The organism is Palleronia abyssalis, from assembly GCF_900302445.1.
Classification (GTDB): Bacteria; Pseudomonadota; Alphaproteobacteria; order Rhodobacterales; family Rhodobacteraceae; genus Palleronia; species Palleronia abyssalis.
On record NZ_ONZF01000003.1, the window covers coordinates 582,472 to 600,752 of the forward strand.

Genomic DNA, 18,281 nt, shown 5'->3' on the forward strand with positions numbered 1-18,281 from the left:
CGTTCGTCGTTCCGACCATTCAATCTGCGCAACGCCGGGTTACAGGCGGTTCAGCACGCGGTCGACCTCCTGCCATAGATCGTCGCCAGACGGGTTGGCTTGCGTGTCCGCGACCCGGTCCTGCCACGCCGCCGTCGCCGCGGCCATGCCACCGCCCAGGCCCAGCGCCTCGACCGTCTTCGCGACCTCGCGCATTTCGGCCGCGCGGCGTTTGCCATGCACCATCATACGCTCGAAATTATAGGCCGCGCGGGACGGCCATTCCATTCCGGGGTCCGATGCTTCGAACGAGCCCAGAACCTCGGCCCCCACCCCGGCGCGGCGGGCGGACAGAAAGCATTCGGCCGTCAGCGCCTCGATCCCCTTGATCATGACCGACCGGATCATCTTGATCGAGGACGCCTGTCCGACCGTGTCCCCCACCACGCGGACCTGCATGTCCAGCGCAGTCAGCGCGCTCAGCGCGACATCGGCATGGGGGCCCGACAGCAGGATCGGAACGCGGTGTTTCTTCCCGGCAACCGGGGCCATGATCGCCATATCGACATAACGCCCCCCGGCCCCTTCGATCACCTCCGCGGCGGCGCGTTTGGTATCCGGCGCGCAGGAATTGCCGTCAAACCACAGCGTCCCCGGCGCGACGGACCCGGCGCCTGCCCGCGCGGCCTCCAGGGCGCAATCGGCCGTCACAAGGCAGAAGACGCGCTCCGCCCCGTCCAAGGCAGCTTCGATGCGATCCGCACCCGTCACACCCGCCGCGGCATAGCGCGCTTCCATCGCGGCGCGCGTTTGCGATGTATCGGTCTTGATGTCGAAGGCCGCGACCTGGCCGACCGATCGCGACCAGCCGGTCGCGAAGGCCTGTCCGGCCTCGCCGAAACCCACGAAGGCTATCGTGCCATTCATCCTGCGTCTCCTTGTGCAATGTCGGGCGCGGGACGGATACTCCGCGCATGGTGGCGACATGACAAGCCGATTGCCCCGGCCGCAGGACCTCAGCCCATCGCGCGATCCATCGCTTCGAATTCCACGTTCAGGATATCCAGGAACCGCTGTTGCGGCATCGAGGGCTGCCAGTCGGCGCGCGTGGTATATCCGATTGCGCGCCCGGTCGGTCCCAGATCGACCTCGATACGGCAAAGATGCCCCATGGCCACCGCTTCGGCCACCTGCATCCTCGAGATCAGAGTCAAGCGGTCCGAGTCCCGCAGCATCGCCTGCAACAGCGCGGGGGCCCCCATCTCAACCGGCATCGCGATCTCGTCCCCGAAATCCAGCCTGCCCACCAGCGCATCGAAATGCACGCGGGCCGGCGCGCCGACCCGTGGGGCGATCCAGGCGTGCCCAGCAAGGTCGGCCAGGCACAAATCGGATCTGGCTCCAAGCGGATGACCGGATCGCGCCACCACCCACAGCGGGTCGTGCAGGACCAGTGTTTCTTCAACCCCGTCGGGCACCGCGCCCTCGCGCAGCGCCCCGATCAGGACGTCGATCTCGCCGCGCAGAAGCGCCCGCACCAGCGGCTGGTATGCGCCATCCACCACACGAATTTCGACCTTCGGAAAGGCGTCCGAGAATGCGTCAATCGCCCGGGGCAGCACCGCCGTCTGCGCCAGCGGCAGGCACCCGACATTCAGCCGGCCCGAAAAATGCCCCTGCCAGTCGGCCAGATCGGTGCGGGCCTGCTGGAACTCGGCAAGGGCCAGGCGCGCGGCATTGGCCAGCGACTCGCCCAGGCGCGTGGGGCGCATGCCGCGGGAGGTCATCTCGAACAGCGGCGCATTCGCCCGACGCTCGGCCGCGCGCAGCGACCGGCTGACGGTCGAGACCTCGCGCCCCATCTGACGGGCCGCTGCGCGAAACCCTAGATGGTCGACCGCGGCAACCAGCGCGGTCAGCTGCGCGTGGCTCAGCGCCTTCCACACGCGGGGCCTTTCGGCGGGCCACCCCGACCGGTCCAAGAGCGCCAGACCACGGCGGACGCGGGCGACGTAGGTCTCTCCGGCCTCGGTGATCCGCATGCCCCCGCTGGTCCGCCAGAACAGCGGCAACCCGATGTCGCCCTCAATCTTCGCGACGCCTTGGGTCAGGGCCGGTTGCGAAAGGCTGATAGCATCCGCCGCCGCCGAGAGAGAGCCGATATCGGCGATTGCCACAACTCCGGCGAGATGGCGCAAGTTTGGGGGATCGGATCTCAGGGGAACCACCGGCGCTGCTTGTTGCGCAATCTGAATATCGCCCGAATGAGACCGCGTCGAATCCAATTAGTGTCCGGCGCGCCCGACCCGTATGATGCGGATAATAAATCAGGGAGGATTTAGCGATGTATCTCAGGTGCACTTTCACTGCGCTTGCGCTGGCTGCAGCGACGCCGCTGGCCGCACAGGACCGTGTCTCGATCGGGACGGGCGGCACGGGCGGCGTGTTTTATGCCGTCGGCGCCGGCATGGCCGATCTGCTGAACCGGCAGCTCGACGGAGTGTCCGCGAATGCCGAAGTCACCGGGGCCTCGGTCGAGAATATCCGCCGCGTCTCGAACGGCGAGATGACCATGGGCTTCTCCTCGGCCTCTACGCTGTACGAGGGCAAGGCCGGCGAAGGCCCCTTCGACGGCGACCCGCAGAATGTCGCAGCCATCGCCTATCTCTACCCGGCCGTGCTCCAGCTTGCCGCGACGGCCGAAAGCGGTGCCGAAACCGTGGCCGATCTGGGCGGCCTCGATATCTCCATCGGACCGCCGGGATCGAACTCGTCGATCTTCGCCGAGCGTCTGCTGACCTCGCAGGACGCGTTCGACATGGGCAACGTATCGTTCCTGTCCTACGGAGAGGCGACCGGTGCGATCAAGAACGGGCAACTGGAAGGCTCGATCATCCTGGCCGGCACGCCCGCCTCGGCCTTCATTGAACTCTTCACGACCGAAGACGTCCGACTGATCCCGGTCGAGGGCGGCAGCGTCGAAGGTCTGCTTCAGGACTATCCGTTCTACGAACTAGTCGACATCCCCGCAGGCACCTATGAAGGGCAGGACGGTGCAGTCTCGGCGGTGGGCGATCCGGCAATCCTGTTCACAGCAGCGGATGCGGACGAGGAGATGGTCCGCCAGATCACGGCCACCCTCTTCGACAATCTCGAAACGTTGGGGTCCGTCCATCCCGCCGCTGCCAAGATCACGGTCGAAGCCGCGGGCAACACCCCGATCGACCTGCATCCGGGCGCGCAGGCGTATTTCGACGGCCGTTGACCGGACTCCCGGGCCGGGACCCATCGCGTCCCGGCCCTATCGAAAGCCCACCCCATGATTGACGAAACATTCGCCACGATCCTGCCGCGGGACCATGTCTCGCGGTGGGAGCACGGCCTCGCCACCGCAGCCTTGGCCCTGACCGCCGTGGCTGCGACGGCCCTGGTGATGTGGTCGGCCTGGTTCGGCGACATCACTGCGCTGATCCTGCGCGCGGTGTTCTTCTCGCTGACCATTTCCGCGGGCCTCGTTGTGGTGGCGGTCGCGCGTCCTGCGGTCTGGTGGCGGATCGTCCTCTACGTGCTGGCCGCGTTGGTACTGATCCCGGGGCCGTTCCTGTGGGTGAACTACATCGATATCATCCGCTCCGGCGGGATCGCGAACCAGACGCATATCGCGCTGTTCATCATCTCGACGCTGGCGGCGCTGATCGTGTCACGGTTCTCCATCGGGTGGGTGATGGTGGCGCTGGGCGTCGTGGCCCTGGTTTACGCTTTCTTCGGCTATCTCATTCCGGGCACCTATGGCCACGCGGGCTACAGCCTCGGACGGGTGACCTCGAACCTGTTCCTGCGGACCGAGGGCCTGTTCGGCCTGCCCATGGGCGTGGCCGCGCAATACATCCTGCTGTTCTCGTTCCTGGGGGCGCTGCTTCTGCGCACGGGGCTGGGGCAGGTCTTCGTCGACCTGGCGCACGCCGCCACCGGACGCGTTCAGGGCGGACCTGCGCTGACGGCGGTGGTGTCGTCGACCATGTTCTCCTCGATCAACGGCTCGGCTGTGGCGGGCGTTGTGACCACCGGCACCTTCACGATCCCGCTGATGAAGCGCACCGGTTATCCGCCCCGGCTGGCCGCTGCGATCGAGGCGGCCGCCTCGTCGGCGGGCCAGATCATGCCCCCCGTGATGGGCGCCGCGGCCTTCCTGATGGCCGAGCTGACGCAGACCCCCTATGCCACCATCGCCGCCGCGGCTCTGATCCCGGCGCTGCTTTACGTCTTCGCAATGCTCGTCGCCGTGCGCGAGGAAGCCGGCAAGCGCGATCTGGCCCGGGCCGATCCCGCCGACATCCCGGCGATGAGCGAGGTCCTTAAAACGAGCGGGCATCTGCTGATCCCCCTCATCGCGCTTATCGTGTTCCTGGCCGTGGGCTATACCCCGTCGGCCGCGGCGGTCCTATGCATCATCGCGACCCTGCTGGTCTCGGTCATCTCGAAAGAGACGCGCATCGGCCCCAAGGGCCTGGTCGAGGTGATGATGCTGACCGTCCGCAACGTCCTGCCCGTGGTGGCGGCCGTGGCGATCGCGGGCATGCTGATCGGTGTGCTGACCCTGACCGGCATGGCGCTGAAGATGTCGGCGCTGATCCTCGACGTGGGCGGCGGCAACCTTCTGGCGGTGCTGCTTCTGACCATGGTCGCCAGCTTCGTTCTGGGCATGGGGATGCCCACGTCGGCGGCCTATCTTCTGCTGGCCATCCTCATCGCCCCCGCTTTGGAACAGTTCGGCCTGCCGATCATCGCGGCGCACATGTTCATCTTCTACTACGGGCTTCTGTCGGCGATCACGCCCCCGGTGGCGTTGGCGGCCTATGCCGGGGCGTCCATCGCCGGCGCACCGCCCAATGCCGTGGCGATCGACTCCATCCGGCTGGGCTTCGTGAAGGTCGTCGCCCCGTTCCTGTTCGTCTACGCGCCCGAGCTTTTGCTGATCGGCACGCCCCTGACCATCGCGCTGGCCACCATCGCGGCCTTCGCGGGCACCTTCGCCGCGGGCACCGCGCTCAGCGGATGGTGCATCGCCCCGCTGACCCTGGCGCATCGGGGCGGTTTCTGGGCCGTGGCCGCGCTTTGCACCGTCTCGCTCGTGTTGCCCATCGCCTCGGGTGCCAGCCTTCTGGCGCTGGCGCTGGCGCTGGTCGCGCTGTTCTTCCTCATCGCCTCATTGTGGAGATCCCATGGATATCGATCCGCCAACCTGGGCGCATGACCCCAGCGTTCCCGACTATGCCCCGCCCGAGGGCGCCGTCGATGCCCATTGCCACGTCTTCGGGCCCGGCGACCGCTTTCCCTATGCGCCCCAGCGCAAGTACACCCCCACCGACGCGCCGAAGGAAAAGCTGTTCGCGCTGCGCCGCCACCTGGGATTTGCGCGCAACGTCATCGTGCAGGCCAGCTGCCATGGGCGCGACAACGCCGCCCTCCTCGATGCGCTGACCGCCGACCCGGAAGGATGCCGCGGCATCGCCGTGGTCGACCCGGAGATCTCGGACTCCACCCTGCACGAGATGGATGCCGCCGGCGTGCGCGGCGTCCGCTTCAACTTCGTGCGCCGTCTGGTCGATCCCGATCCTCTGGACGTCTCGGCCCGCCTTGCGGCACGGGTCGCGGCGCTGGGGTGGCACGTGGTGGTCTATTTCGAAGCATCCGATCTTGAGGACCTCGCGCCCTTCCTCAAGCAGCTTCCCTGCGACGTGGTGATCGACCACATGGGGCGGCCGGACATCGCGGCAGGCGTCGACGCGCCCGGGTTCGACGCATTCCGCGCGCTGGTCGACGATCCGAAATTCTGGGTCAAGGTCGGTTGCCCCGAGCGGATGACCCAGGACGGCCCGCCCTATGACGACGTCAGCCCCTTCGCCCGCACGCTTGTCGAGCAGATCCCGAATCGCGTGCTCTGGGGCACCGACTGGCCGCACCCGAACATGAAAAGCCACGTGCCGGATGACGGGCTTCTGGTGGACCGGATCCCCGTGATCGCCCCCACGCCCGAGCTGCGTCAGAAGTTGTTGGTCGACAACCCGCACCGGCTGTATTTCGCGCGTTAGCATGTTCACGCCGGGGGAAAGTCCTGCCCGACCCGGACCATAGCCCGCGGCCGTCCCGACCATACCGATACGGCTGACAGTGTCCGACAGTGCGAACAAGTGGACGATCCTCCGCACGAGACCACAGGCTGCGCTCCGCCTGCGACCTCCGCCGGCGCCGGTCGCCGCCGCACCCCCTTTCCCTGCCCTGGTCCCTCTGTCACTACTCGAAGGGCCATGAAGGACAGCCCCCATTTCGATCCCGCCCCACGCCTGGGCGACGAGGTCCGCAAGACCACCTGCTACATGTGCGCCTGCCGCTGCGGCATCGACGTCCATATGAAGGGCGAGGAGATCGCCTATATCGAGGGCAACCGCGACCACCCGATCAACAAGGGCGTCCTGTGCGCCAAGGGCGCTGCGGGGATCATGCAGCACACTTCTGCCGCGCGTCTGCGCGCGCCGCTGAAACGGGTAGGCGAGCGCGGCGAAGGCAAGTTCCAGGAGATCACCTGGGACGAGGCGCTGACGACCGTCGCCGACCGCCTGAGCCATATCCGCGCCACAGACCCCAAAAAGCTGGCCTTCTTCACCGGCCGCGACCAGTCGCAAAGCTTCACCGGTTTCTGGGCGCAGCAGTTCGGCACGCCCAACTACGCCGCGCATGGCGGCTTCTGCTCGGTCAACATGGCGGCGGCGGGGATCTATACCATCGGCGGCGCCTTCTGGGAATTCATGTCGCCTGATTGGGAGAACGCGCAGCTGTTCCTGCTGTTCGGCACGGCCGAGGATCACGACAGCAATCCGATCAAGCTGGGCCTCGCCAAGTTGAAGGAACGCGGGGCGAAGGTCATCGCCGTGAACCCGATCCGCACCGGCTATAACGCGATCGCGGACGAATGGGTCGGCATCACGCCGGGCACCGACGGACTGTTCGTGCTGTCGCTGATCCACTGCCTGTTGCGATCAGGCAAGGTCGATCTGGATTACCTCGCGCGCTGGACGAATGCGGGCTGTCTGGTCGACGGCGACCCGAAATCCCCGACCCACGGCCTTCTGCTGAAGGACGACCGGGGCACGCCGCTGGTCCTCGACCGCGCGACGCGCAAGCCCCGCCCGTGGGACGCGGCGGGCGTGAAACCTGACCTTTCGGGGCGCTACCGCCGCGCCGGGGCCACGCACCGTTCGGTGTTCCTTCACATTGCTGACCGCTACTTGTCCGAGGACTACGCGCCCGAGCGCATCGGACCGAAATGCGGGATCGACCCTGCGCAGATCCACCGCATCGCCGCCGATCTTGCCCACACCGCCTTCGACCAAAGCTGGCAGCACAAGCAGGACTGGACCGACATGCGCGGCCAGCGCCACACCCATGTCACCGCCCGCCCCGTCGCCATGCACGCGATGCGCGGCATCTCGGCCCATTCCAACGGCTTCCAGACCGCGCGGGCCATCCATTTCCTGCAACTGCTGCTGGGCAGCATCGACGTCCCCGGTGGCAGCCGCTTCAAGCCGCCCTATCCCAAACCGGCCCACGCCCACCCGCGCCCCCACGCGGGCTGCAAACCCGGCCAGCCGCTGGACGGCCCACATCTAGGCTTTCCACAAGGCCCCGAGGATCTGCTGGTCGAAGCCGACGGCACGCCTAAACGCCTCGACAAGGCGTTCAGTTGGGAGAACCCGCTGTCGATCCACGGCCTGATGCACATGGTGATCTCGAACGCCTATGCGGGCGACCCGTACGAGATCGACACCCTGTTCCTCTACATGGCGAACATGGCCTGGAACTCGACCATGAACACCAGCCAGGTGATGGGGATGCTTTCGGACAAGGACGAGGACGGCAACCACGTCATCCCCTTCATTGTCTGCGCCGACGCCTACAGCTCGGAAATCGTGGCCTATGCCGACATCGTGCTGCCCGACACGACCTACCTTGAACGCCACGACTGCATCTCGCTTCTGGATCGCCCGATTTCCGAACCTGACCACGCCGCCGACGCCATCCGCTGGCCCGTGGTCGCGCCCGATCGGGATGTGCGCCCCTTCCAGACCGTCCTGATCGACCTCGCCAACCGCATGGGCCTGCCCGGCTTCGTCGCGGACGGCCAGCCCCTTTATGCCGATTACGCCGACTACATGGCCAACCACGAACGCCGCCCGGGCGTGGGCCCGCTGGCCGGCTGGCGCATCGCCGAGACCGGCCTGACAGACGGGCGCGGCCAGCCCAATGGCGGCCAGATCGACCAGTATATCAAGCATGGCGGCTTCAAGACCTACGAGGTTCCGCAGGCCGCGCGCTACATGAAGACCTTCAACACCGCGTGGTGGGACTGGTCGCAGCAGATGGGCTTTACCGACGCACCCGCCCCCGCGCCCTTCGCGCTGTGGTCCGAGCCGCTGCGCCGCTTCCAGATGGCGGCCGAGGACGGCGGCCCTTGCCCCGAACCCTATCGCGCCCGCATGCGGCTGACCCACGATCCCCTGCCGATCTGGTACGCTCCGCTGGAAGACGGCCACGCCGATCCCTATGAATATCCGTATTATGCCCTGACCCAGCGCCCGGCGGCGATGTATCACTCGTGGGGCGGTCAGAATGTCTGGTTACGTCAAATCCACGGGCGAAATCCCCTCTATTTGCCCACCAAATTGTGGGAAAAGTGCAAGTTTCAGGACGGCGACTGGGCCCGCGTCGCCTCGGTCCACGGCGAGATCACGGTCCCCGTCGCCCATATGGCCGCCCTGAACGAGAACACGGTCTGGACGTGGAACGCCGTCGGCAAGCGCCGCGGCGCATGGGCGCTGTCGCCGAAGGCCCCCGAAGCCACCAAAGGCTTCCTGCTCAACCACATCATCCACGAGCTGCACCCCGAGAAGGGCGACGGCTTGCGCTGGTCGAACTCGGACCCGATCACCGGGCAGGCGGCGTGGTTCGACTGCCGCGTGAAGGTTGAAAAGGTGAAGGCGCCCAAGGTCTCCCACCCCGCGATCGTGCGGCAGGACAGCCCCGTGGGCCAAGGCCCCGCCATTGTCGCGCGGCATACAGGTGCTGCGGCCGATCCCGCGCCCTCTCTCCTCGACCGGCTGAAGGCGCGCTTCCTGTGACCGACCTGCCCACCCACACCGAAAAGACGCTGGGTCTGGTGATCGACCTCGACACCTGCGTCGGCTGTCACGCCTGCGTCGTCGCCTGCAAGGCCTGGAATACCGAGAATTACGGGGCGCCCCTGTCGGACACCGACGCCCACGGCGCCACCCCCTCGGGCGCATGGCTCAACCGCGTCCACTCCTACGAGGTCACGCCCGAGGCCGGTCCGCCCCGGATCGTCCACTTCCCGAAATCCTGCCTGCATTGCCAGGACGCGCCTTGCGTCACCGTCTGCCCAACCGGCGCCAGCTACAAGCGCACCGAGGACGGGATCGTGCTGGTGAACGAGGCCGAATGCATCGGCTGCGGCCTTTGCGCCTGGGCCTGCCCCTACGGCGCGCGCGAACAGGACCCGTCGCAAAAGGTGATGAAGAAATGCACCCTCTGCGTCGACCGCATCGACAACCACAACCTGCCCGAAATCGACCGCGAACCGGCCTGCGTGCGCACCTGCCCCGCCAAGGCGCGTCATTTCGGCGACCTCTCGGATCCGGAAAGCCATGTCAGCCGCCTCGTGGCCGAGCGCGGCGGCATGGATCTGGCCCCCGAACAGGGCACCCGGCCCGTGAACAAGTACCTGCCACCCCGCCAGAAGGACGAGGAGATCGACATCCTCGCCCCCCTCCTCGCCCCCGTGGACCAAGAGCCGGGCGGCTTCCTCGGCTGGCTCGACCGGACGCTCGACCGGCTGGGCTGACCGCGCGAGGTCCGGGCCAGATTTTCGATCCGGAAATCTGCCCTACCAAATCCTGCCCCGCCGCGGGACTCGATTTCACCCGCAAAACCCGGCAACAAGGCGCAATGCATCCCGCGCCGTCCCTCATTTTCTTCACCACCCTATCGGGGGCAGGCTTTGCCCTTCTGGCGCTGGCGTGCCTCGGCATTGCCCCGTCAACCGGCTGGGGCGGCTTGCTGGAATTCGCGCTGGCCTTCGGACTGGCGCTGTCCGGTCTTGCCGCATCGACCCTGCATCTGGGCCGCCCCGAACGCGCGCTGAAGGCGTTCCGCGAATGGCGCAGCTCATGGCTGTCGCGCGAGGCGTGGCTGGCCTTTGGCACCTTGGGCTTGGGCGGTTTGACGGCGATCCTGTCGCTGACCGGCCTGCCCGCGCTGTTCCTCGGTCTGCCAACCGCCCTTCTGGCCATCGCGACCATCACCGCCACCGCCATGATTTATGCCCAGCTCAAAACCGTGCCGCGCTGGCACCATTGGTCCACACCAGCGCTGTTCCTTGCCCATGCCGCCACAGCCGGAACGCTGCTGGCCGGGCACCGCCTGCCCGCGGCGATCCTGCTGGTGCTGACTGCAGCCGCGCAGTTCGCCGCGTGGAAAGCGGGCGACGCGCGCACCGGCCCTACGACCCGCGAATCCGCGACCGGCCTCGGGCCGAAGGTCCGCCCGTTCGAGGCGCCCCATACCGGCGAAAGCTACCTCACGCGCGAGATGGTGTTCGTCGTAGGCCGCAAGCACCGGCTGCGCCTGCGCTCTATCGGACTGGCCGCGGCCTATCTTGCCCCGCTCGCCTTCCTTGCGATCCCGCCCGCCCCGCTGGCCCTGCCGCTGGCCGCACTGACGCATCTGGGCGGCACGCTGGTGATCCGCTGGCTGTTCTTCGCCGAGGCCGAGCACACCCTCGCCCTCTACTACCGCTGATCGGCCCGTCCCGCGCGGTGCCGGGCGTTTGTCCGACGCGTATCCGGCATTTGCCCGACGCAAACCCGACCCGGGCCTTGCCTTTGTCCGGCGCATGTCCGACGAAAGCCCGACGTTTATTCCGAAATATGGAGAGGGGTCATGCACCCGGACTGGATCGCCCTCGACTGGGGAACCTCGAACGTCAGGGCTTGGGCCATGGACCGCGCAGGCGGCGTTCTGGCAGAAGCATCCTCCCCCCGCGGCATGGCGACCCTCAGCCCCGCAGAGTTCGAGCCCGCGTTCCTCGACCTCGTCTCGGACTGGACCCTGCCCGACGCCTGCCCCGTCTTCGCCTGCGGCATGGTCGGCGCCCGTCAGGGCTGGGCCGAGGCGGGGTATCAGGCGGTCCCCTGCGCGCCACTTTCCGGCACCCCCACCCGCGTGGAAACGCTGTCCGATCAGCTGGTCGTGCGGATCGTCCCCGGCCTCAGCCAGACCCGCCCGCCCGATGTGATGCGCGGCGAGGAGACGCAGATCGCGGGGTTCCTGTCGCCCAACCCGAAGTTCGACGGGACCCTGATCCTGCCCGGAACGCACACGAAATGGGTGCAGATTTCGGCCGGTGAGGTCGTGTCGTTCCAGACCGCGATGACCGGCGAGATCTACGCGGCCCTCGCCCACCATACGGTCCTGCGCCATTCCATCACCGACGGCTGGGACGACGCGGCCTTCCTCGACGCGATCTCGGACGGCCTGTCCCGCCCTGAGGCGCTGGCCACCCGCGCCTTCCAGATCAGGGCGGATAACCTTCTGAACGGATTGGACTCTTCCACGGCCGCCGCGCGCCTGTCGGGCCTTCTGGTAGGCGCGGAACTGGCCAATGCACGCCCCTACTGGCTGGGCCTTCCGACCGCCATCGTCGGCGCCCCCAAGCTCGTTTCCCACTACGCGGCCGCCCTGAAAGCCCAGGGCGTGGCCCCCTTGATCGCAAGGGGCGATGCCTGCACCCTTGCCGGCCTGAAGGCCGCCCGCGCCCTATGGAAGGAGACCTGACCCATGCGAGAGATCATCGCCATCCTGCGCGGCATCGACCCCGATGAGGCGGTCCCCGTCACCGAAGCCCTTGTGAACGCTGGAATAACCCGGATCGAGGTCCCGCTGAACTCCCCCTCTCCCTTTCTGTCGATCCGGGCGATGGTCGACACGTTCGGCGACGTGGCCCAGATCGGCGCGGGCACGGTCCTGACGCCCGAAGATGTACGTAACGTGGCCGAGACGGGCGCCCGCATGGTCGTCTCGCCCAATTGCGACCCCGAGGTCATCGCCGCCACGCGAACGGCGGGCCTCGACAGCTATCCCGGCGTCCTGACCCCGACGGAATGCTTCGCGGCGCTGAAGGCCGGCGCGACGGCCCTGAAGGTCTTTCCCGCCTTCCAGATGGGGATCGAGGGGCTGAAGGCCCTGCGCGCGGTCCTGCCAATCGAGACGCGGCTTTACATGGTCGGCGGTGTCGGCCCCGCGGCCTTCCGTGAGTGGGTCAGCGCGGGCGCGTCGGGCTTCGGCATCGGCTCGGCCCTCTACCGCCCCGGCGACACGCCCGAGGACGTCGCGACCCGCGCCGCCGAGATGGTTGCAGCCCATGATGGAGCTTTCGAATGACAGTCACCGTCCACGACACGACGCGTTGCCTTCTGGGTGAAGGCCCCCTTTGGCATCCCCAGCGCGAACAGCTTTACTGGTGCGATATCCTCTCGCGCCGGGTGATGACGCGCGAAGGCGACCGTCTGCGCAGCTTCGATTTCGACCGCTTCGTCTCGTGCCTTGCGTGGGTCGACCAGGAACATCTGGCGGTTGCCACGCAGACCGATATTGCGCTTTTGAACGTGGAGACCGGGGAACAAACCCATCTTCACCCATTGGAGGCGGACAACCCCGCCACACGGTCCAATGACGGGCGCGTCGACCCCTGGGGCGGGTTCTGGATCGGAACCATGGGCACCGGGAAAGAGGCGCAGGCCGGGTCGATCTATCGCTTTCACAAGGGCGCTTTGACGCAGCTTCTGGACGGTATCACGATCACGAACGCCATCTGCTTCTCACCCCGTCACGACTGGGCGTATTTCACAGATACGCCGACGCAGATCGTCATGCGTTGGAAACTGGGGAGCGACGGAACCCCATTGGGCGACCCCGAACCCTTCATCGACGAGACCCGCGCGGGACACAGCCCGGACGGTGCCGTCTGCGACAGCGATGGCAGGCTGTGGGTCTCGCATTGGGGATCGGGCCGGGTTGCGATCTACAGCCCCGACGGCCAGTTCGAGCGAGAGGTTCGCCTGCCTGCCACCCAGATCACCTGCCCGGCCTTCGGCGGTCCCGGTCTGGCCACGCTTTTCGCCACGTCGGCTGCCGTTGGGCTGTCGGAAGATGCCGTGACTTCAGACGTCGGCCACGGCCGCACGTTTGCCGTGGCCGGTGAAGGTGTCGGTCAGCGCGAGCATCAGCTGATCATGTAGCGCCGGGCCGACGACGATCACGGTCCGCCTACCCTTCGGGCGTGATGCGCAGAAGCTCTCCGTTCGGCTTGTCGGTCACCAGAAGCACAGCTCCGTCCTGGTCGACATCGACGTCGCGAATACGCCCGCGATCTGTCACCAGACGTTCCTCGCCCGTGACCGTGTCGCCGTCCATCGTCAACCGGACCAGTGCGCCGGGCGCAAGGGATGCCGCAAGGACGTTCCCATCCCATTCCGGGAACATGTCCCCCTCGTAGAAGACGAAACCGCCGGGTGCGATCACCGGGTCCCAGTAATACCGCGGCTCGACGAATTCCTCGCGGCGCGGCTCTCCGATCCCGATCAGGGGGCCGGAATATTGGCGGCCATAGCTGACGACGGGCCAGCCATAGTTTTGCCCGGCCTCGATCAGGTTCAGCTCGTCACCGCCGGCGGGGCCATGTTCCAAGCCCCAAAGCTGACCGGTCTCGGGATGAAGCGCAGCACCCTGCACGTTGCGGTGCCCCAGCGACCAGATCTCGCCTTTCGTACCGTCGACGTCGTCGAAGGGATTGTCCTCGGGCAGGCTGCCATCCTGATGCACACGCACGATCTTGCCGTAGGTCTTGTCGAAATCTTGAGCGTAATCCCGATAGGTTGCGGTGAAGTGCTCGCCCGTCGTCACGAAAGCATAATCACCGTCCAGTACGACGCGGCTGCCGATATGCATGGCGTTGTCTGCGGGCGGATCCTGCACGAAGATGTCGGTGACGTCCTGAAGCGCCGTGCCATCTTCGGATAGGGTCGCGCGGGCGGCGGCGGTCGCGGTCTGGCCGCTGCCCATGGGCTTGGCGTAGGTCAGGAACAGGGTGCGGCTTTCGGCGAAGTCTTCGGCCAATGCTACGTCCAGTAGACCGCCCTGATCGCGCGCGGCGACCTCGGGCACGTTCTGGATCGGATCCTGAACGGTGCCGTCACGGGTTACGATTCGAAGCTGACCGGCACGCTCGGTCACGATGTAGTTGCCATTCGGCAGGACCTCGACGGCCCAGGGATGGATCAGGCCGTCGGCCACGGTTTCGACCGACAGGGCCACCACTGTCTCTACGGCGGGGGCCCGGGTCTGGTTCTCGAATGCGGGTTCGAATTCGGGGACGTTCTTCGGCCCCTGCTCGACCTGTGCCGCGGCGCCAGTGGCCAGTGCGGTGGACAAAAGCATGGTGAGGGTGCGCGTCATGTTGTCGATCTCCCTTTCGTTGGTTTGCGGGATCAACGGACATACACCGCCCCCGTTCCGGCCGGCGCAATTCGTCGCAGCGGGATCTGCGGGCCGCCTTCCCGCGTTTTGGCCCGACACGCATGATTGACGGAGGCCCTGATGAGCGAGGCAAAGAAGACCGACCCCGAGCTGTGGGAAAAGGTGAAGGACGAGGTGACGCAGTCCGGCAAGGGTGGCGATCCCGGCCAGTGGTCCGCGCGCAAGGCCCAGATGGCCGTGCAGGAATACAAGAAACGCGGCGGGGGGTATGCCGATGACGGCCCCGATCAGAAGGATACCGATCTGCATGACTGGACCGAGGAGGACTGGGGCACCAAGTCGGGCGGCCAATCCGGCGAGACCGGCGAGCGGTATCTGCCCAAGAAGGTCCGGATGCTACTGACCCAGGACGAATATGCCCGCTCGACCGAGAAGAAGAGGGACGGGTCGGGCCAATATGTCGACCAGCCGAAGGACGTCGAGGACAAGGTTGCGAAGATCAAGAAGAACGGTCCGACGAAGGACATGCTGGACGAGCGTGCCCGGGATCTGGACATCGAAGGACGGTCGAACATGACCAAGGATGAGCTTCTGTCAGCCATCGACGACGCGACGGACGAGAACGGGCGCGGCAAGGGATCGAAAGCGTCGCTAGAGGCGAAGACGAAGGGCGAACTTTACGGCATGGCGCAGGAGCGCGATGTCGACGGGCGGTCCGACATGGACAAGGACGATCTGGTCGAGGCCCTGAATGATGCCGGTTGAGTTGTCGGACCTGTCGAAAGATGCCCTGCGCGACCTCGCCTCTGTGCGCGAAGTGCCGGGGCATACGGACATGACCAAGGCGGACCTGATCGACGCGATGGACAATCAGGCCGAGGACGATCTGACCCCGTGGCTGGGCCTGACACGCAAGGAAATCTACGGGGCCGCGACAGAGGCTGGCATCGACGGGGCCAAGGACAAGGACAAGCGGTCGCTGATCCTCGAACTGGCTGGCAGGGTGTGACGCCCCCAAGAAGGCCAGGACTACGGCGCGGATCGGTCGGCAGCGAAAAGGAGAGAGAGTGTGACCGTTTTTACTGGCGATTATGCCGTCGAAATCATGGTCGATGGCGGTATTCCCCTGCCACAAGTCTGGTGGCTGGCCACACTCGCCTCCGACCCGATCAGCGATCCGGGACCGCACCTGATGCTTGCGCGCAGTGAACCGCGCAGCGAGACGTTCAAACTTTATACGCTGGAGGATTTCAGCCGCATCACCGACGGCATCCGAAGATTGTGCAAGGCAGACCCCCGGCGGATCGTCCTGGAGCAGATGGCATATACGAACGCCCAGATCGTACCCATTCCGCCGACCGGTATCCTGCCCGCGACGCCCACCATGGATCGCGTGGTAGGACTGCGCGCAGGATGCATTGCAAGGCTACAGGGGCAGCCTCGTGGCTTCACCCTGCGTCCCTATGGCTAACGTAGATCAGGGTCGCGCGTAGATTTGCCCGACCCGGTCCACGGCGGCCTTCAGCGACATCTCCTCGGACTCGCCGGTCTTGCGAGAGGTCAGCTCGACCACACCGTTCTTCAGGCCGCGCGGACCGACGGTGATACGCCACGGCAGACCGATCAGATCCATCGTCGCGAACTTGGCCCCTGCCCGCTCGTCCCGGTCGTCATAAAGGGGGTCGAGGCCCTTGGCCTTCAGCGCCGCATCGATCTTCTCGCAGGTTGCATCGCAATCGCCGTCGCCCTGGCGCAGGTTGACGATGCCGCAATGGAACGGGGTCACGCCCTCGGGCCAGATGATCCCGTTATCATCGTGATGCGCTTCGATCAACGCACCGACCAGGCGAGAGACCCCGATCCCGTGCGACCCCATGTGGACCGGCACCTTCGCGCCATCGGGCCCTACGACGGTGGCGCCCATCGGTTCGGAATACTTGGTCCCGAAATAGAAGATCTGGCCCACCTCTATCCCGCGCGAGGTGCGGCGCTGCTCCTCGGGGATCTGGTCGAACAGGGCAGCATCGTGTGTCTCGTCCGTGCGGGCGTAGGGGGTGGTCCATTCCTCGCAGATGGCGCGCAGGCCCGCGCGGTCGTCAAAATCGATCTGGCGGTCACCCAGGGTCAGGTCGGTGATGGCCGCATCGTAGAACACTTCGGACTCGCCCGTGTCGGCCAGCACGAGAAACTCGTGCGTGTCGTCGCCGCCGATGGGGCCGGAATCCGCGCGCATCGGGATCGCCTTCAGGCCCATCCGCTCGTAGGTACGCAGATAGCTAACCATGTGGCGATCGTAGGCATACATCGAATCCTCGTAGCTGAGGTCGAAATTGTAGCCGTCTTTCATGAAGAACTCGCGCCCGCGCATCACGCCAAAACGGGGGCGGACCTCGTCGCGGAACTTCCACTGGATATGATACAGCGTCAACGGCAGGTCGCGATAGCTGCCGACGTGGCTGCGGAAGATGTCGGTGATCATCTCCTCGTTCGTGGGGCCGTACAGCATGTCCCGTTCGTGCCGGTCGCGGATGCGCAGCATTTCGGGGCCATAGGCGTCATAGCGGCCGCTCTCGCGCCACAGGTCGGCCGGTTGCAGGGTCGGCATCAACATGGGGATGTGTCCCGCGGCCTGCTGTTCTTCGTGAACGATCCGCTCGATGTTACGCAGGACACGATAGCCCAGCGGCAGCCAGGAATAGATGCCCGCCGCGTTCTGCTTGATCATGCCCGCACGCAGCATCAGCCGGTGAGAGGCGATCTGCGCATCCGAGGGTGTCTCCTTCAGGACGGGCAGGAAATAACGGGACAGGCGCATTTGCTCAGGGCTCCTTCGGCGGGTCGGTTCGGGGGTAGGCCAAAGCCCCCGCCCCCGCAAGTCACTCGCGCCAGTGATCGGCAACCCAAGGAGCGGGTCGGATGAAATGGCGGATATGGCCAAGACGGCGGGATTTGACGCGCCCCGTCAGCAGGCGTCTCAGGTGTTCGCGGGCACTGGTCGCGCCGTTCGCGTTGTACCGCCCCAGGATGGCGTCCTCGGGGGTCAGGTGACCGGGGAAGATCACGATCCGCGCGTCTTTGGGCTGCTTTGGCGGCAGTAGATAGTTCAGGGGCGTGATCCGCCGGCAATCGCGCCTGAAATGCGCCACCCAGCCGCGCGGGAACAGCTTCACCCCGCCGGGCGCGTTGCGGGTGACAAAACGCTGTTCGTACCGGTAGGCCTCGGCCACGCCCAGTGGGTCCGCCTTGAATATTTCCTGCAAGGGCAGAAGCTTGCCGACGGGAAAGCGGAAGACCGAGGTCTGGCCCAACCGCTCCAACGGGTTCGAGGGGTTGCGCGACAGGATCACGTCGTCCGGCGCGCCAAACTCGAAGAACGGGTCGAGCGACCCCGTCACCAGAAGATCGAGGTCCAGAAACAGGACCGGCCCGGACAGATCACCCAGCCGCGCGCCCCAAAGCCGCGATTTCGGCCAGATCCCCGATCGGGTCTTCGGTATTTCATAGTCGATTTCGGGCAGCGGCAGTGTCTCGACCTCGGGCCGGATGCCGGTGGGGTCGTCGCAGAAACAGATGAACCGGAAAGGTGGCGTGATGTTGCGCGCGACCATGCCATAAAGGCGGTTGATATAGGGCGGGCCGTATTTGGTCCCCCAGTGGATGCAGATCACCTGTTTCATCGTCGCGTCTCATACGGA

17 protein-coding genes are annotated in these 18,281 nt (G+C 66.2%); 12 read left to right on the forward strand and 5 right to left on the reverse strand.

All coding sequences use genetic code 11. The annotated features are described in order from the left end of the window. Positions 1-39 precede the first annotated feature (39 nt). Together PAA8504_RS10070 and PAA8504_RS10075 are read right to left on the reverse strand one after the other, a co-directional pair. Positions 40-906: an NAD(P)-dependent oxidoreductase gene (locus tag PAA8504_RS10070; RefSeq protein ID WP_108894031.1), complete on the reverse strand. Its 867-nt coding sequence runs from the start codon at positions 904-906 to the stop codon at positions 40-42. Positions 907-995: 89 nt separating this feature from the next. Beyond that, positions 996-2,207, reverse strand: a complete 1,212-nt coding sequence (locus PAA8504_RS10075) for a LysR family transcriptional regulator (RefSeq protein ID WP_281259941.1) — start codon at positions 2,205-2,207, stop codon at positions 996-998. A 116-nt stretch (positions 2,208-2,323) separates the two neighbouring features. On the opposite strand from PAA8504_RS10075, the gene PAA8504_RS10080 reads away from it, so the two are divergent. The 9 genes from PAA8504_RS10080 (at position 2,324) to PAA8504_RS10120 (ending at position 13,349) form a co-directional block, all read left to right on the forward strand. Next, on the forward strand, positions 2,324-3,244 hold the full coding sequence (locus PAA8504_RS10080) for a TAXI family TRAP transporter solute-binding subunit (protein ID WP_108894033.1): 921 nt from the start codon (positions 2,324-2,326) through the stop codon (positions 3,242-3,244). A gap of 54 nt (positions 3,245-3,298) precedes the next feature. Further along, positions 3,299-5,233, forward strand: a complete 1,935-nt coding sequence (locus PAA8504_RS10085; RefSeq protein ID WP_108894034.1) for a TRAP transporter permease — start codon at positions 3,299-3,301, stop codon at positions 5,231-5,233. Next, positions 5,202-6,071: an amidohydrolase family protein gene (locus PAA8504_RS10090; protein ID WP_108894035.1), complete on the forward strand. Its 870-nt coding sequence runs from the start codon at positions 5,202-5,204 to the stop codon at positions 6,069-6,071. The genes PAA8504_RS10085 and PAA8504_RS10090 overlap by 32 nt, the downstream gene beginning before the upstream one ends. 216 nt (positions 6,072-6,287) lie before the next feature. Next, on the forward strand, positions 6,288-9,155 hold the full coding sequence (locus tag PAA8504_RS10095) for a molybdopterin-dependent oxidoreductase (protein WP_108894036.1): 2,868 nt from the start codon (positions 6,288-6,290) through the stop codon (positions 9,153-9,155). After that, positions 9,152-9,895, forward strand: coding sequence for a 4Fe-4S dicluster domain-containing protein (locus PAA8504_RS10100; protein WP_108894037.1), 744 nt, complete (start codon positions 9,152-9,154; stop codon positions 9,893-9,895). The genes PAA8504_RS10095 and PAA8504_RS10100 overlap by 4 nt, the downstream gene beginning before the upstream one ends. 104 nt (positions 9,896-9,999) lie before the next feature. Then, positions 10,000-10,851 carry a dimethyl sulfoxide reductase anchor subunit family protein gene (locus PAA8504_RS10105; RefSeq protein ID WP_108894038.1) on the forward strand — a complete coding sequence of 284 codons (852 nt, stop codon included), beginning with the start codon at positions 10,000-10,002 and terminating at the stop codon, positions 10,849-10,851. A gap of 141 nt (positions 10,852-10,992) precedes the next feature. Next, positions 10,993-11,886 (forward strand): 2-dehydro-3-deoxygalactonokinase, encoded by an 894-nt coding sequence (locus PAA8504_RS10110; protein WP_108894039.1) that lies wholly within the window; start codon positions 10,993-10,995, stop codon positions 11,884-11,886. A 3-nt stretch (positions 11,887-11,889) separates the two neighbouring features. Next, complete coding sequence (locus PAA8504_RS10115; protein WP_108894040.1) at positions 11,890-12,492, forward strand: 2-dehydro-3-deoxy-6-phosphogalactonate aldolase; 603 nt, start codon at positions 11,890-11,892, stop codon at positions 12,490-12,492. Beyond that, positions 12,489-13,349, forward strand: a complete 861-nt coding sequence (locus PAA8504_RS10120; RefSeq protein WP_108894041.1) for an SMP-30/gluconolactonase/LRE family protein — start codon at positions 12,489-12,491, stop codon at positions 13,347-13,349. The genes PAA8504_RS10115 and PAA8504_RS10120 overlap by 4 nt, the downstream gene beginning before the upstream one ends. A 28-nt stretch (positions 13,350-13,377) precedes the next feature. Here the strand turns inward: PAA8504_RS10120 and PAA8504_RS10125 are convergent, their stop codons facing one another. Further along, positions 13,378-14,565: a PQQ-dependent sugar dehydrogenase gene (locus PAA8504_RS10125; RefSeq protein WP_108894096.1), complete on the reverse strand. Its 1,188-nt coding sequence runs from the start codon at positions 14,563-14,565 to the stop codon at positions 13,378-13,380. A gap of 141 nt (positions 14,566-14,706) precedes the next feature. Here PAA8504_RS10125 and PAA8504_RS10130 point away from each other — a divergent pair, with 141 nt between their 5' ends. Genes PAA8504_RS10130 through PAA8504_RS10140 form a run of 3 tightly spaced genes read left to right on the forward strand, consistent with a single transcriptional unit; the run spans position 14,707 to position 16,057 of the window. Next, the gene (locus tag PAA8504_RS10130) at positions 14,707-15,351 is read left to right on the forward strand and encodes a Rho termination factor N-terminal domain-containing protein (protein ID WP_219928914.1); all 645 of its coding nucleotides are present in this window, start codon (positions 14,707-14,709) and stop codon (positions 15,349-15,351) included. Next, on the forward strand, positions 15,338-15,595 hold the full coding sequence (locus tag PAA8504_RS10135) for a hypothetical protein (protein ID WP_108894042.1): 258 nt from the start codon (positions 15,338-15,340) through the stop codon (positions 15,593-15,595). Before PAA8504_RS10130 ends, PAA8504_RS10135 begins: the two co-directional genes overlap by 14 nt. A 60-nt stretch (positions 15,596-15,655) precedes the next feature. After that, entirely contained in the window at positions 15,656-16,057 is a 402-nt protein-coding gene (locus PAA8504_RS10140) for a hypothetical protein (RefSeq protein ID WP_108894043.1), read from the forward strand. 6 nt (positions 16,058-16,063) lie between these two features. On the opposite strand, the gene proS is transcribed toward PAA8504_RS10140, so the two are convergent. Continuing rightward, a complete protein-coding gene (gene proS / locus PAA8504_RS10145) occupies positions 16,064-17,401 on the reverse strand; it encodes a proline--tRNA ligase (protein WP_108894044.1) in 1,338 nt (445 codons plus the stop codon). Positions 17,402-17,462: 61 nt separating this feature from the next. After that, positions 17,463-18,263 (reverse strand): glycosyl transferase, encoded by an 801-nt coding sequence (locus PAA8504_RS10150; RefSeq protein WP_108894045.1) that lies wholly within the window; start codon positions 18,261-18,263, stop codon positions 17,463-17,465. Positions 18,264-18,281 lie beyond the last annotated feature (18 nt).